Source organism: Lacrimispora indolis DSM 755, from assembly GCF_000526995.1.
In the GTDB taxonomy this organism is placed as follows: Bacteria; Bacillota; Clostridia; order Lachnospirales; family Lachnospiraceae; genus Lacrimispora; species Lacrimispora indolis.
The window spans coordinates 1,792,568-1,807,738 of record NZ_AZUI01000001.1 but is presented as its reverse complement, the minus strand read 5'-3'; the positions used below and the strand labels follow the sequence as shown (position 1 = coordinate 1,807,738).

The 15,171-nt window shown below is 47.5% G+C and carries 15 protein-coding genes; 8 read left to right on the top strand and 7 right to left on the bottom strand.

The genetic code is table 11. The features are described 5' to 3' along the window. Positions 1 to 15: 15 nt before the first annotated feature. The 5 genes from K401_RS0108620 to K401_RS0108600 all read right to left on the bottom strand — a co-directional run bounded on the left by K401_RS0108620 (position 16) and on the right by K401_RS0108600 (position 5,815). On the bottom strand, positions 16 to 1,242 hold the full coding sequence (locus tag K401_RS0108620; protein WP_024292576.1) for an O-acetylhomoserine aminocarboxypropyltransferase/cysteine synthase family protein: 1,227 nt from the start codon (positions 1,240 to 1,242) through the stop codon (positions 16 to 18). Then, positions 1,232 to 2,845, bottom strand: coding sequence for a sulfate adenylyltransferase subunit 1 (locus tag K401_RS0108615; RefSeq protein WP_024292575.1), 1,614 nt, complete (start codon positions 2,843 to 2,845; stop codon positions 1,232 to 1,234). The genes K401_RS0108620 and K401_RS0108615 overlap by 11 nt, the downstream gene beginning before the upstream one ends. Next, on the bottom strand, positions 2,845 to 3,741 hold the full coding sequence (cysD, locus tag K401_RS0108610; RefSeq protein ID WP_024292574.1) for a sulfate adenylyltransferase subunit CysD: 897 nt from the start codon (positions 3,739 to 3,741) through the stop codon (positions 2,845 to 2,847). The genes K401_RS0108615 and cysD overlap by 1 nt, the downstream gene beginning before the upstream one ends. An 84-nt stretch (positions 3,742 to 3,825) precedes the next feature. Continuing rightward, a complete protein-coding gene (locus K401_RS0108605; RefSeq protein WP_024292573.1) occupies positions 3,826 to 4,137 on the bottom strand; it encodes a 4Fe-4S dicluster domain-containing protein in 312 nt (103 codons plus the stop codon). Further along, a complete protein-coding gene (locus K401_RS0108600; RefSeq protein WP_024292572.1) occupies positions 4,127 to 5,815 on the bottom strand; it encodes an adenylyl-sulfate reductase subunit alpha in 1,689 nt (562 codons plus the stop codon). The genes K401_RS0108605 and K401_RS0108600 overlap by 11 nt, the downstream gene beginning before the upstream one ends. A gap of 317 nt (positions 5,816 to 6,132) precedes the next feature. On the opposite strand from K401_RS0108600, the gene K401_RS0108595 reads away from it, so the two are divergent. Both K401_RS0108595 and K401_RS0108590 read left to right on the top strand, forming a co-directional pair. After that, positions 6,133 to 7,170 (top strand): LacI family DNA-binding transcriptional regulator, encoded by a 1,038-nt coding sequence (locus K401_RS0108595; protein ID WP_024292571.1) that lies wholly within the window; start codon positions 6,133 to 6,135, stop codon positions 7,168 to 7,170. Next, the gene (locus K401_RS0108590; RefSeq protein ID WP_024292570.1) at positions 7,167 to 7,838 is read left to right on the top strand and encodes a sirohydrochlorin cobaltochelatase; all 672 of its coding nucleotides are present in this window, start codon (positions 7,167 to 7,169) and stop codon (positions 7,836 to 7,838) included. The genes K401_RS0108595 and K401_RS0108590 overlap by 4 nt, the downstream gene beginning before the upstream one ends. 122 nt (positions 7,839 to 7,960) lie before the next feature. Here K401_RS0108590 and K401_RS0108585 read toward each other — a convergent pair whose 3' ends face one another. Beyond that, positions 7,961 to 8,407, bottom strand: a complete 447-nt coding sequence (locus K401_RS0108585) for an RrF2 family transcriptional regulator (protein WP_024292569.1) — start codon at positions 8,405 to 8,407, stop codon at positions 7,961 to 7,963. 155 nt (positions 8,408 to 8,562) lie between these two features. Between K401_RS0108585 and cysK the strand changes: the two genes are divergently transcribed. The 6 genes from cysK to K401_RS0108555 all read left to right on the top strand — a co-directional run bounded on the left by cysK (position 8,563) and on the right by K401_RS0108555 (position 14,300). Further along, positions 8,563 to 9,495: a cysteine synthase A gene (cysK, locus tag K401_RS0108580; RefSeq protein WP_024292568.1), complete on the top strand. Its 933-nt coding sequence runs from the start codon at positions 8,563 to 8,565 to the stop codon at positions 9,493 to 9,495. Between the two features lie 343 nt (positions 9,496 to 9,838). Then, complete coding sequence (locus tag K401_RS0108575; protein WP_024292567.1) at positions 9,839 to 10,897, top strand: sulfate ABC transporter substrate-binding protein; 1,059 nt, start codon at positions 9,839 to 9,841, stop codon at positions 10,895 to 10,897. A 32-nt stretch (positions 10,898 to 10,929) separates the two neighbouring features. After that, positions 10,930 to 11,778: a sulfate ABC transporter permease subunit CysT gene (gene cysT / locus K401_RS32795; protein WP_024292566.1), complete on the top strand. Its 849-nt coding sequence runs from the start codon at positions 10,930 to 10,932 to the stop codon at positions 11,776 to 11,778. 6 nt (positions 11,779 to 11,784) lie between these two features. Beyond that, the gene (gene cysW, locus K401_RS32790) at positions 11,785 to 12,594 is read left to right on the top strand and encodes a sulfate ABC transporter permease subunit CysW (protein WP_024292565.1); all 810 of its coding nucleotides are present in this window, start codon (positions 11,785 to 11,787) and stop codon (positions 12,592 to 12,594) included. 5 nt (positions 12,595 to 12,599) lie between these two features. After that, positions 12,600 to 13,658 (top strand): ABC transporter ATP-binding protein, encoded by a 1,059-nt coding sequence (locus tag K401_RS0108560; RefSeq protein WP_024292564.1) that lies wholly within the window; start codon positions 12,600 to 12,602, stop codon positions 13,656 to 13,658. 105 nt (positions 13,659 to 13,763) lie between these two features. Continuing rightward, positions 13,764 to 14,300 (top strand): hypothetical protein, encoded by a 537-nt coding sequence (locus tag K401_RS0108555; RefSeq protein WP_024292563.1) that lies wholly within the window; start codon positions 13,764 to 13,766, stop codon positions 14,298 to 14,300. 541 nt (positions 14,301 to 14,841) lie between these two features. On the opposite strand, the gene K401_RS0108550 is transcribed toward K401_RS0108555, so the two are convergent. Continuing rightward, on the bottom strand, positions 14,842 to 15,090 hold the full coding sequence (locus tag K401_RS0108550; RefSeq protein WP_024292562.1) for a TIGR03905 family TSCPD domain-containing protein: 249 nt from the start codon (positions 15,088 to 15,090) through the stop codon (positions 14,842 to 14,844). Positions 15,091 to 15,171: the final 81 nt, after the last annotated feature.

Genomic DNA, 15,171 nt, shown 5'->3' with positions numbered 1-15,171 from the left:
ATGATCCCCGCTTTCCTATATTTTTGAAATTGCCTGTGCAAAGTCTTCTTTTAAATCTTCAATATCTTCCAGCCCAACGCTGACACGGATCAGGTCGTCATATACGCCCGCGTTTTGTTTTGTCTCTTCGCTTGCATGATTGTAAATGGTGGAGGCGGGATGAATCACCAGAGTGCGTACATCCCCGATGTTGGTTGCGATGCGAACGTATTTCAGCGCATTAATCAAAATAAACGCGTTTTCTTTTGACCCTGCACGGAGCGTCAGAATGGCCCCGCCTGCGCCGCCTTCCATCTGGCTGTCGATGAGCGGCTTATAATTGCTGCTCTTTAAGCCGGGATAATTCACATGGACTCCAGGTGAGTTTTCCAGAAATTCTGCAAGTTTCAGCGCGTTTTGGCAAAGCCGCTCCATACGCAGTCCCAGGGTTTCCAGCCCGATACAGTTTAAATATGCGTTTTGCGGAGCCAGACAGGAGCCGAAGTTACGCCAGATATCCTGCCTTAACCGGGCCGTATAGGCAAAACCGGCAAACTTCCTGTATTTTGCAAGCATCGGAAATTTATCAAAATCCCAGGTGAATCTGCCGCTGTCTACTATAACTCCGGAAATGGCGTCGCCGCTGCCATTGATGTATTTGGAAGAGGAGTGCACCACAATCTGTGCTCCGTGATCAAGAGGCCGGATGAGAGCAGGGCTGGCGGTAGTGCTGTCGATGATCAGCGGTATTCCATGGCTTTCAGTAACATCGGCAACTGCCCGGATATCTACCACATCCAGCTTTGGATTTCCGATCAGTTCCGCAAAGACTGCGCGGGTGTGTGGGGTAATGGCGCTTTCAATTTCCTCTGCCGTCACATTCTGAACAAAACGTGTAGTGATTCCGAAAGCCTCCAGGTCAGAGAGAAGATCCAGAGTTCCGCCAAACAGACCGCTTCCTGCTATAATTTCATCTCCTGCTTTTAAAATATTTAAAAGCGCCATGCTGACAGCCGCCATACCGGAGGAACAGGAGACCGCATCCAGGCCGCCTTCTAAAACTGCAATTCTCTTTTCAAAAGCTGAAATTGTGGGGTTGGATATACGCGTATAGGCAAATCCAGAGGCCGTATTGGCAAAAACCTTTTCCAGTTTTTCGGCCGATTCCTGGGAAAAGGCTGATACCTGATATACAGGAGGAAGTGTTGCGCCCTGGAAATCAGGAGGAAATGTTCCGTGTAAAAGCCTGGTGTTAAATTTCATAAGAATCCTCCCAAATCAGCACACGGCGGTATTTTCCAAAATTCCGGGGCAGTTCATCTTCTGTCGGAATGCCGTTGGTATCGATCAGCGGCGTCTTTTCATCACGGCTGCCGAATCCGGCAAAAACTCCCTGACGAATATGTGCGAACTCCTGGGCATAGGGCAGGTCAAAATCAAGAGGATAATCAAACAGATCGGTTTTTAAAGGAAGGGCATCTCCCACTTTATAAACCGCTGGATCAGGGCTATGACGCAGCACAGCATGAATGCCCGGATGGTAATAAAAGTTATCAAACAGCCGAATGGACAGTTTTTTCTCTCCATCCTGCAGGAGGACATCCTCTTGTTTTTGTTCGTCTGTCTCTTCAATGACGCCGCAGGCGGTCGTAGAGTGCCGCACTCTGTCGATTAATATCAACTCGCCCAGGCTTTTATGCCGTTTGAATTGATCCAATACAATAGGCTCGGACAATGAGATTTCACAGCGCAGTATTTCGTTCTTACCCACTGATTCGGCGGGCAGCAGTGCCCCGCTGTTTATATCCACTTTATGCTGGATGCCAGTCACAACGGCCGGACATAGCTTTGTACCCAGTTTGAGTAAATATTCCTTTCCGGGAATCAGATTTTCTTCATCCATCCATAGAAGTGTGGCAACAAAGGTCCTTTCCAGCTTGAGGCAGGCGTCTTTAACCAGCACACATCCCCGGGACACATCCACTTCCCGGTCAAGCTGAATGGTGACCGACTGCCCCACAGACGATTCGGCCGCATTTTTCCCGGCAATGGAAATGGATTTTACAAGAGCATGTTCTCCGCTTGGCAAGGCGGTCAGCTGATCGCCGACTGATACCCGGCCTGCCTCTATCTGCCCCTGAAACCCTCGAAAGCTATGGTCGGGACGGCAAACCCGCTGCACTGGCATATAAAAGCCTGCTTCCGGCTGTTCACCGGAAATATCCACTGTTTCCAGATGGGAGAGCAGTGTTTCCCCCTGGTACCACGGCATGTTTTCAGAATGTCTGGTGACATTGTCTCCTTCTGTGGCCGAAACCGGGATGATAACCACATGTTCCAGTGACAATTCCTCGCACAGAGTCACGATATCTTCTGATATCTCGTTGAATTTTTCCCTGCTATAGGAAATTAAATCCATTTTGTTGACGGCAAAAATGAAAAAGCGTATCCCCATCAAAGAACAGATCCTGGTATGCCGGCGGGTTTGCGCCAGCACGCCCTGGGATGCATCTACCAGAATGACCGAAAGCTCCGCAAAAGAGGCACCCACCGCCATATTCCGGGTATATTCTTCGTGGCCCGGCGTGTCGGCTACGATAAAGCTTCGGGCATTGGTTGTGAAGTAACGATAAGCAACATCAATTGTGATCCCCTGTTCACGTTCAGCCATGAGACCATCTAGCAGGAGAGAATAGTCGATTGCGCCGCCCCTGCTTCCCACCTGGCTATCCAGAATCAGTGCCTGTTCCTGATCCGCATAAAGCAGCTTTGAGTCATATAGAATATGTCCGATCAAGGTGGATTTACCGTCGTCCACACTGCCGCAGGTAATAAATTTCAAAAGTCCGTTTTCTGTACTGCCCATTAAAAATACCCCTCCCGTTTCCGACGTTCCATGCTGCCGGCCGCCTCCTTATCAATGACCCGGCTGGTGCGTTCACTTGTGGCCGAGGCCAGTGTCTCCTTGATTACTGCATCCAGTGTATCTGCTTCGGATTCCACTCCGCCGGTGAGCGGGTAGCAGCCCAGTGTGCGAAAGCGGACTTTTTTGAGCTGCGGAACTTCCCCTGGACTTAAACGCATCCGGTCATCGTCTGCCATGATGATGTTTCCATCCCGATAAACCACAGGACGTTCCTTCGCAAAATACAAGGGCACGATGTCGATATTTTCCCTTCGGATATATTGCCAGATATCCTTTTCTGTCCAATTGGAAATAGGGAAGACGCGCATGCTTTCCCCTTTATTAATCTGCGTATTGTATAATTTCCACATCTCAGGACGCTGATTTTTGGGATCCCATGCGTGGTATTCGTTCCGGAAAGAAAAGATCCGCTCCTTTGCACGGGATTTTTCCTCGTCCCGCCGCCCGCCGCCAAAGGCTGCCGTGAACTGATACTTGGTAAGCGCGTCTTTGAGCGCCTGCGTCTTCATAATATCGGTGTATGCGGCGCCGTGGTCAAAGGGATTAATTCCTTGCGCGATGGCCTCTTCGTTTCGGTAGACCAGCATGTTGATGCCCAGCTCCTTTGCGCGACGGTCACGAAATGTAATCATTTCATGAAATTTCCAGCTGGTGTCAATATGCAGAAAAGGGAAAGGCGGCTTTTCCGGGTAGAAAGCTTTCAGGGCCAGATGAAGCATTACCGACGAATCCTTTCCAATAGAGTATAGCATCACCGGACGTTCGCACTCGGCGGCTACCTCACGAAAAATATAGATCGCCTCAGCTTCCAATTGATCTAAATGTGTCAGAGACATGGGGATCTCTCCTCTCTTGATATAATCTGTTTTTTACGGATTAATTCTGCGCCTGCCTGTGTCACTGAATACAGGTAAAGGCGTTTAGTATTTGTTGGCGCTGCGGCTGTCTACCGTTAGGGTTTTTGTGCTGCCATCCGGATTTGTGAGTGTCCAGTGCAGCTGTGTACCGGTTCGACGGATAGTAAACCGGCCGCCCAGTCCCCCGATGTCCTCGCCTAAATAGAGCGCAATGGCCTGTACCGGACATTCCTTGAGGCAGGAAGCGCAGCCCCAGCAACGCTCCGGCCGTAAAATTTCAGCCTTTCCCCGTTGTAAGCGAATCAGGCTGCCTGGACAGATGCTTCGGCACCTGCCGCATCCAATACATTGCTTTGATCTTATTTCAATGCTCATATGCTTCTCCTTCCCCAACAAGCGGCCGGAAGAGAATCTTTAAATTGCCGTTCTCAAGCCTGGAATTGACATAGCATTCCATTTCGGAACTGATATCCGGGTAATCGGTGTTCTCTGCAAAGCTGTGCCAGCGGGTTTCCCGGCGGGCCGCCAAGTGGGTGATCACTGACCGGCAGAGGATTAATCGTTCACGCAGCTCCAGTAAGTATACAAGTTCTTGCATATCCGACGCAGCCAAAGCATTTGCCAGCCTTTGAATCTCCTGAATCTTTTTATCGGCAATGCGGAGGGAGTCTTCAGAAAAACGGTAGTCGGAGCCAATACCTCCGGCGTATTGATCCATGACGGACTGCATTTTTTCTTCCAATTCATCTGTGGTAACACTGGCTTTATCATTATTTAGAAATTGCTCCAGCCAGAGCTTTTTTTCAGGGACTTGCCCTGCGTCCGGCAGCTCCGCCCCTTGGCTTATGTAGAAAATAGCTGCATTGGCTGCGATTTCCCCCTCTGCAAACGCGCCGGTCACATACTTTTGGGGGCACCCTCCGGCCACATCTCCGGCAGCAAACAGACCCTTTATGGTGGTTTCCCGATTGGTATCCACCCAATAGCCGCTGGCCGTGTGTCCTCCCACGATATATGGTTCGGTTCCTTCAATTTCCACATTCTTGACGCGGGGTGTTTCACCGCTTTCCAGCCATCTTAGGGTTTGGCTTGGCGCCATGTTGAGATATGCCTTCTGTAAATCCTCATCCTGTTCTGCAGTGATCCCAATGGTGCGCAGGGTGCAGGGACCCCGGCCTTCACGGTTTTCTGTCACCGTTCCATGGAGACGCTGGGAGGTGGTCAATCCATATTTCTGTTCATAAATCTCTCCCCGGGAATTGATCTGCTTTGCACCAACACCCTGAGCCAGCGTTCCTGTAGGTGCAATGGTATCCTTGCAGCGCAGGGCGATAAAGCGCATTTCCAAAGTGGTCATCTCAGCACCTGCCAGAATGCCCATGGCATACCCGGCGCCGGTATTGAAGGGAGGATACCACATTTTGTGCCGGGAAAATCCGGGGTGGTTGGGGCGGTACAAGCCCGCCGCGCCGCCGGTGGCGCAGAGTACTGCTTTGGCTGTAAGGACGTACAGCACCGGTTCATCTATGCTGATTGCATAGGCCCCCTGAATGCGATTATCCTTAACAATATACTCAAACACGTTGACGCGGTTCATCACTGTAATTTCCGGTTTCTTTGACACGGCATCGGCTAAAATCGGTTTTATGTTTTCTCCGTTTATTTTAATATTTCGATTGCCGCGTATGGTATATCCGCCTTGTTTATCCTTGAGAATCGTAAGTCCCAATCCTTCCAGTTTTTGTGCTGTCCGGTTCAGTCTCTCAGCCATTGTCAGAAGTAAGTCACCGCGCACAATCCCTTGTGCATCGTTACGGGCGTAATCCACATAATCCTGAGGAGTTTTTCCCGGAACAATGTATGCGTTGATTGCGTTGACTCCCGCGGCCAGGCAGCCGCTGCGCCGTATATCCGCCTTATCGGCAATCAGTATGCGGCCGCAGCTTTGTTCACTGAATGTCAAAGCAGCATAACACCCTGCGGTGCCGCCGCCAATGATTAAAAAATCTGTTTCTAAATATTCCGTACGAAGCATCTTATTTACCTGTTCCATGAAATCACCTACTTTATATATGGGAAATGTATGATATGACTCATTTTACCTGTTCTAAAGATGGAAATCCAGAGTAAATTACGCAATCGTTACACAAGAAAAACGCAAGATCATGGCAAAAACTGGCGCAAACGTTACACAAGATTTATCTTGCTTTTTCATATTTAATTGTATATCATACTAAACATATAGATATAATATGAGTTATCCGAATATGCAGAGCAAGTGAGGAGAAAGGGGCGCTCTTTGCCCCGTCCATCCGATTATGGGAGGTGCTATTTACTTCCCATAATATGTTAAGAGGGGAGGGTAACAGCATGACATTAAAAGAAGTTGCAGCGCGGGCCGGAGTTTCTGTGTCCACCGTTTCCAGAATTATCAATTCAACGGACGGGAGTTTCGCCCGCAAGGAAACCCAGGACCGGGTATGGGCTGTCATCAAGGAAACCGGTTATATGCCGAACCAAAGTGCACGGAATTTGAAAAGGGGAAAAAACGGAGTGCAGCAAGCTCCGGCCGGAACCTTTGCCTGCATTTTAGGGAGAGCCAAGACTTTGGATGATAATCCCTTTTTTGCTCAGCTTGCGCAGGTAATTGAGCAGCAGGCCATGGAACGAAACTATCCTGTGCGGCTTTCTTATTCAGTTTTTGATATTAAAATGATCCCTACCCTTGAAAAAATTGAATCGGCAAAAGTGGATGGCGCAATTGTGTTGGGACGGTTCAGTGAGGCAGCAACAGCATTCCTGGAGTGTCATTACAAAAATATCGTTTATGTAGGACGAAATTTAATTCATGCTGAGTGGGATCAGGTAATTTGCGATGGGTATGAGGCGACACAAATGGCCATAGAACACCTTGTGTCCTATGGTCACCGGCGGATTGGCTATATTGGTGAAACAGACGATGAAATACGGTACCAGGCGTATCGTGACATGATTTGTAAATGCGGACTGGAAGACAACCGGCGTTTTGTTTGCAATGTTCCCCACACTGGCGAGGGGGGATACCGGGGGGCGGATCTGCTTTTGCGCACGGGAGCTGGATTGCCCACCGCAGTCTTTTGCGCAGCCGATGTGTCGGCTATTGCTGCCTTGCGCCGTTTCAGGGAGGCGAGAATCAAGGTCCCGGAGCAGCTTTCCATAATCAGTATGGACAATATTGAATTGTCCAGCTATGTTACTCCCATGCTGACAACAGTAGGCATGCCAATTGCTGAAATTGGAAGCATGGCGGTGCAGCTGCTCATCGGACGGATTCACAAACAACACCGGCTTCCGCTGAAACTGTACCTGCCAAATAAGTTGATGCGGCGGGAAAGCGTATTCAATATAAACGAAGGAATGTATATATGAAAGACAAAATGCGATGGGATATCCTGCTGGTCGGTTTTGGCGATCTGGCGGTTTTAGAGGGTGAGGTGAGATTTCTGTTTCCCGGCTGCCGGGTCTTTTCTGCACGAACGGTACAGGCAGGGCTGGAACAGTGGGAATCAGACAATATTTTTGTTCAGCCGGTACATTTACTGCCGGGTTTTGAATATGAAAAGCTGCTTGCTGCAATTTCCTTTTACACGAAAAATATTGAGGTTGGTAAGCCTCTTCTGCATTCAGAGGAGGCGATTACATGTTTTGCAGAGATTCTCCATAATGAATACGGGGGGAAGCCAACACTGTTTGTGGGGCATGGCTCCGGTCATCCTTTGGGTAAAACTATGTATATGCGTCTATCGGAAGCATTGCAAAAGGTGGGATTTTCACAGGCATCGGTTGCTGTTTTAGAGGGCCAGCCGGATCTGGGCATATCGGTGCGGTTCTTCCGGCAAAACGCGCACTCAAATATTACGCTTGTCCCTCTGACTTTAACGGCCGGCAAGCATATGCGGGAGGATATTCTGGGGAACCATGAGGCAAGCATGGAAAGACGGCTTATTTCCAATGGTTTTATGGTAAAGCCCGTCCATCGCTGCTTGCTTACGCTTTCCCCTATCCGGCAGATGTTCCTGCAAAATATTGCTGAATGATTTGAACAGAGTGAGGATTGATGAAGTTGACACAAGAGATATCAATTAAGGAAACACAATAAAAGAGAACACCCTTGTGATGCGGAACGATGAAATAGAAATACGAATTTCTAAAAATAAATTTATATATACAGCATAAAGGATTGGTTATCGCCCTGCTGCACGATAGCATCCTGCAAATTCTGCAGTGTTACACTTACAAGGCAGTCTGCAACGGCCTTATCCAACGGGTTGAAAATCAATTCTTCCAGCACAAGTACATTAGCCGGCGACTGTTTCAGCCCTGTTGTTTCTGTCTTTTCAAAGAGCCCGCCCTCTACCGCAAACAGAATATCCAGTGCGGTAATGCTGTCCGCTGCCCGGGCCAGACGATAGCCTCCATTTTTTCCTTTTGTGGAAAGCAAAAGGTTGTTTTTCTTTAAAAGCGTGATGGTTTGTTCCAAAAATATTTTAGAAACGCCAAGCTTTTCCGCAATGTTATAGGTGGAAACTGGTTTCCCCAATGCGGTTTGATTCGCAATTTCAATGAGCGCGGCTATTGCATAGCTGCCTTTGGCTGATATTCTCAAACAAAATTCCTCCATAAGTTGTGTGATTACTTCCATATCAAATGAAAAATTAATTAAATACATACTAAACATATCTATAATCTTGACATTCCAGATCTAACGGAATATGATAGATATCATAACAATTTACTATATTGTACTGGGAGGTTATAAAGATGTCAAGAATTGCATACAGTTTAACTGAGTTAATCGGAAAAACTCCGCTGTTGAAGCTGAACCGGTATATGCAGCAGAAGGAGCTTTCAGCTGTGCTGCTCGGCAAACTTGAATATTATAATCCGGCAGGGAGTGTAAAAGACCGTATTGCCTGGGCTATGATTCGTGATGCAGAGGAGAGCGGCAAATTAAAGCCTGATTCTGTTATTATTGAACCAACCAGCGGCAATACCGGCATTGGACTGGCCGCTGTTGCGGCAGCCAGCGGATACCGTATCATTCTGACGATGCCGGAGATTATGAGTATAGAGCGCCGTAAGCTGCTGGCCGCATATGGCGCTGAGGTAGTGCTGACCGAGGGTGCGAAGGGCATGAGGGGAGCAATCGTTAAGGCCCAGGAATTGGCGGAAAAGACGCCAAATTCCTTTATTCCAGGGCAGTTTGTCAACCCTGCAAATCCACAGGTGCATCGGGAAACCACCGGACCGGAAATCTGGGAAGATACTGATGGTCAGGTTGATATTGTGGTAGCAGGTATCGGCACTGGCGGTACCATCACCGGAGTGGGTGAATATCTGAAGAAAAAGAATTCCGCCTTGCAGGTGATTGCGGTAGAACCGGCAGATTCCCCAGTTCTTTCCGAAGGCCGTCCCGGCCCGCACAAAATTCAGGGCATTGGCGCAGGCTTTGTACCGGAGACACTGGATACCTCCGTCTATGATGAAGTAATTACAGTGAAAAACGAAGACGCTTTTCTGGCGGGACGGGAAATCGCACATACCGATGGACTTCTGGTAGGTATCTCCTCTGGTGCCGCATTATGGGCGGCAACAGAAGTTGCCAGACGTCCGGAAAACGCAGATAAGGTTATTGTAGTTATTCTCCCGGATAATGGTGAGCGGTATCTTTCCACAGCTCTCTTTGAAAATTAAAAATTGCCTTTAAAAGGAACCGTCGATTATGATGGTTCCTTTTTAAATTTATGAAGCAAAAACCGCTGGTATATGTACAGATGACCACTGCTTAAAGCAATAAAAGCAAACGTTTGCTTAATTTCCCGTTGCAAAAATTGAATCAGATTCGTATAATGCATAGTAAACATATTTGTTTTATATGTAATAGGGATTGGGGGTGAACCGAATGCGGAAAAAACCTACTCTTCGCATGATTTCGTATTGCCGATGTTATATGCTTAGTCATTTTGCTGCTGGAAAAACCTGCGGCATGAAAGATCTGAGGCATAAAAATATCGTGATGAAATGAGGGATTTCTATTATGAAACGTACAAATATTTTTTCCAAGAGAGTCTTAGCGCCGGCCATCGTATTAGTTTCTGTCCTTGGTGTTTTGACGGGCTGCTCAGGCAAGGCTGTCTCTCCTGACGCTGACCGTGGGGCCCCTGAAACTGTATCTATTACAAATGTTTCCTACGACCCTACCCGTGAGTTGTATGAGCAATATAACAAACTCTTCCAAACCTATTGGGAGCAGGAAAAAGGGCAAACAGTGGAAGTCACCCAGTCCCACGGCGGATCAGGCAAGCAGGCACGTTCCGTATTGGAAGGCAACGAAGCTGACGTAGTAACACTGGCCCTGGAGGGCGATGTAGATGAACTGCGCACAGGCGGGCTGATTGAAGATGGCTGGGTAGACGAATTTCCAAAGAGCAGTGCCCCTTATACGTCCACAATTGTTTTCCTGGTGCGCCAAGGAAATCCGAAAAACATTAAGGATTGGGATGACCTTGTGGGGACTGGTGTTGAAGTCATCACCCCTGATCCTAAAAGCTCCGGCGGTGCCCGGTGGAACTTTTTAGCTGCCTGGGCCTTCTCCGATAAAACATATGGCGGGGACGAAACAAAAAACAAAGAGTTTTTACAAGCGCTATACGCCAATGTATCTGTACTGGATTCCGGCGCGCGCGGAGCAACCACTACATTTGTAGAAAACAAAAAAGGGGATGTGCTGTTAGCCTGGGAGAATGAGGCGTTTCTTTCGGTGGAAGAGCATCCCGGTGAATTTGAGATCATAACTCCCAGCTTAAGTATTCTGGCGCAGCCGTCAGTTGCCGTGGTTGACGCCAATGCCGAAAAACATGGAACCACGGAGATCGCAAAGGCTTATCTTGACTACCTTTATTCAGACGAGGCACAGCGGTTGGAAGGAGAAAATTATTATCGTCCTTCGAATCCTGACATCCTAAAAGAATTTGGAGATACCTTTGATCTCAATATCCAGCTGGTCAATATCAACGATGACTTTGGAGGGTGGGCCTCTGCCAGAGAGAAATTTTTTGCCGACGGAGCGATTTTTGATCAGATTTATCAGAAGTGACACGGTTGTAATCGCCGGGTACAGGGGGAATCATGCATAATTTTGAAAAACCTATTTTAAAACGGAAAAGCAGAGTGATACCAGGATTTGGCCTTTCCATCGGCATCACGATCACAATGCTCAGTTTGGTTGTGCTGATCCCTCTGTTTTCTGTATTCTTACTTCTTTCCGATTCTACGTTCAGCGACTTTTTGAGAGTGATTACTGATAAACAAACCGTAGCGGCCTATAAGGTCAGTCTCAGCTGCGCTGCGATTGCAGCTGTTGTTAATGTAGTATTCGGCATTTTGCTGGCCTGGATTTTAACTCGTTATCAATTTCCTATGCAACGGATATTGGATGGCCTGATCGAACTGCCTTTTGCGCTGCCCACCGCTGTGGCAGGAATTGCGCTGACCACGTTATATTCTGAACAGGGCTGGATCGGCAGATTGTTTGCGAAAATTGGAGTGGAAATTTCTTATTCGAAAATTGGAATCATGATTGCTATGATTTTTATCGGAATTCCATTTGTGGTACGCTCCATTCAGCCGGTTCTGGAAAAGCTGGACCCACAGTATGAGGAAGCGGCACAGGCTTTAGGAGCCAGCCGCTCCCGTACTTTTTTTAAAGTAGTACTTCCAGAGATTCTGCCGGCTGCCCTGACTGGTTTCGGCCTTGCGTTTGCCAGGTCCATCGGTGAATACGGCAGCGTGGTGTTTATCGCGGGAAATATTCCCTATGAAACACAGATCGTACCGCTGATCATCATGAACAAGCTGGAACAGTTCAACTATCCGGCTGCAACATCAATTGCTTTCATAATGGTGGTATTTGCGTTCCTGCTCCTGTTCGGTATCAACCTGATTCAGGCGCGCATCCAAAAAATTGCAAGGGGGTAAGGGCGAATGAAAGAGAAAATCATAAAATGGCTTTTGATTTTACTTGGAGCGGCGTTTCTGGGCATCATGCTTGTACTGCCTCTTGCCACTGTTCTGGTATATGCATTGCGTCAAGGCTTTGAGGTTTTCTTCCAGGCCGTCACAGATGACTATACGGTGAAAGCATTAAAGCTGACCCTGTTTACGACTGTCATTTCTGTTGCTGTGAATACACTGTTTGGTGTCTTTGCTGCCTGGGCTATTTCTAAATTTCAGTTCCGGGGAAAGCAGGCGCTGACTACGCTGATCGATATCCCATTCTCTATTTCCCCTATCATCGCAGGATTGGTGTTCATTCTGGTATTCGGGCGAATCGGCTGGGCATATCCTCTGCTGGAGGCATGGGATATTAAAATTGTATTTGCCGTACCTGGAATAGTATTAGCAACAATTTTTGTTACCTTCCCCTTTGTTTCCCGTGAGCTGATTCCCTTGATGCAGGCACAGGGCAGCGACGAGGAAGAAGCCGCTGCCCTGATGGGTGCCAAGGGGCTGAGAATCTTTCGCAAGGTTACCTTTCCCCATATTAAGTGGGGGCTTTTATACGGCATCATACTCTGCACAGCACGGGCTCTGGGCGAGTTTGGGGCGGTGTCGGTGGTATCCGGTCACCTGCGGGGTAAGACAAACACATTGCCGCTGCACGTGGAAATTCTGTTTAATGAATTTAAACTGACTGCGGCTTTTGCCGTTTCCTCCATTTTGGTGTTGATTGCGATATTGATCCTGATTCTGCGCAATATTGTAGAGTACCGTGTCAAACGGGAAGAGAGGTAGAGCCTATGTATGTACAGCTAAAAAATATCAATAAAAAGTTCGGTTCTTATCAGGCAGCGGAAAACATCAGTTTTTCCATTGAAAAAGGAAAGCTGATTGGGCTGCTGGGGCCCTCAGGGAGCGGGAAAACAACTATTTTACGTATGATTGCAGGACTGGAGGCACCGGACAGCGGTGATATCTTTATTGATGGTCAGTGTGTTAACGATCTTCCTGCCAGCAAACGCGGTATCGGTTTTGTATTTCAAAACTACGCCCTTTTTCGTTATATGACGGTTTTTGATAACATTGCATTTGGTCTGGAGGTACAGAAAAAGGATAAGGCATATACCAAACAGAGAGTAAACGAACTCATCGAACTCATCGGTCTGAAAGGACTGGAAAACCGCCGGCCTCACCAGCTTTCAGGCGGGCAGAAGCAGCGTGTGGCTTTTGCCAGGGCGCTTGCACCGAAACCTCATGTGCTGCTGCTTGACGAGCCCTTTGCCGCTATTGATGCCAAGGTGCGCAAAGAATTGCGTACATGGCTGAGAGAGACGATAAACAAGGTTGGAATTACCAGTATCTTTGTTACCCACGATCAGGAGGAAGCAGTTGAGGTGGCGGATGAAATCATCATCACCAATACAGGCCATATTGAACAAATCGGGTCACCGGTGGAGATTTATAAAAATCCGGCTACGCCTTTTGCTGCGAGATTTATTGGTGAATCCATTATTGTAGAGGATTACAGCCGGCTCAGCGGTTTTGAATTTGAAAAAGGCTATGAAAAGGCTGTTCTTCGTCCTGAGTTCATAAGGGTCACAAGAAAGGACAAAGAGGTTTATCCACACGCTTCTCAACGTGCAATCGTAGAAGACAGCTTTTTTCGCGGCAATATGTTAGAGCTGAGATTGAATGTGGGTGGGATAAAGCTTGTTGCATACAGGTCCTTAGAAGATGAATTTCTCGCTGTGGGGGAAGAAGTCAGTGTGCTGATTTACCGTCTGTATCTTTACAATGACACACAGGTGCGCCTGGCGGAAAACAGGTCTTTTCAGCCCAGTGATATATTTACCATCTGACAGTTCAGCATTTATAACGCTGTTTATTTATGAATTCTGTTTTTGTCATGGCTGCATCGGTGATATGTGTCTTTTCTGTTATCAGCTCATTTTGGAGGCGATAAGATGAACCTTCTTTTAAAGTCAGGCACCCTGTACCGGATGGACAATAAGGCTTCCGGTCCGGCATTGGCCAACATTCACAACCATATGTTCGGTTTGGAAAAGCAAATCATTGCAGGAGAAAAGCAGTTCCTTACCCAAATCCGGACGGAGATACCAACAGGAGAGCGAATCCTTGGTGTCTGCTCCAGGCAATACCTGCTGAAAAATTCTGACGGCGAGATTCTGTTATCCGGTGTTCCCAAATATGCGGACGAAAACGACCCCTCCATTGTTGGGCAGTTCAGCTATAGGATGCCACGGGTAAATTCCGCTGAACTCGTGTTTCAGGACCGGAGCGGACTTCTCCGAATGATCAACAGCCAAAACTACCGTTTGACCGACCCTTCCGGCAGAGTGATTCTCACTCTCCTGCGCAGGGGTATCTTTTCCGGTGGCTGGAATCTTGACGCAGCAGAGGAGCTTCGTCCCGAGTTTTTGTGTGCCATCTTTATATTTTGCCGGTATATGGAGCAGGAGAACGAATTACCTATTGTATAACTGCAGGGACAGCAGCACCTTTAGAAGGACAATGGCAATTGCCCCATAAATTAACCTTGGAATGTCTATTTCAGAAAAAGTTTCCATTTATAATAACTCTATATATGGTTGAATAAGTGGATATGAAGAATAGGGAGAAAGTGCGTTTCCAGGACCTGGGACCGCGCTTTATTCGTATTAGTATGAGATAGAAAAACTAAGGCAAGAAGACCTGGAGCTTCATAAGAAACCCGGACTATTAAAGAGAGCTTATTGAAGAGACCTGTTATAAGACTCTTAAATAAGCTCAAGCTGCTATTCGGTTATGAGCAAGTAGCGAAGCGGATTGCGAATATCCGCTTGACTACATTGAATTATATTATAATGTCGGGCAGATTCATTCTGCTCCCGGATATATAACCCCGGCTCCATTCAAAGAATAAAATTCATAAAATCCGCTTAACTTTGTGTCTGCAAAATCTAGGCAGTTTCAGGATAAGCTTTTTTCAATTGTCCACTTGGCGGTACGCACACCACCGCCATTTCTGCGCCGTTCTATTATTTACTGTAAGCCTTCTTTGTATTGCTTTAAAGCTTCCGCAAGCTGGTCCGGACAGGAAGTGGGCCTGTAGCCGCACTGGATTCCTTCCAGCCTTCTTATGGCTTCATCTACATCCATTCCTTCCACCAGGCGTGACACGCCCTGGGTATTGCCGGAGCATCCCCCTACAAACTGGACTTGTACCAGTTTATTGTCTTCCACCTCAAAATTGATTTCCCGGGAACAGACTCCGTGTGTTTTATATTTCATTTCTGATTCCTCCAATTTGTAAACCGTTTCTTGTTACGAACTTTAAAATTATAGCCAAATTCCGGTGGGGTTGTCAATAGT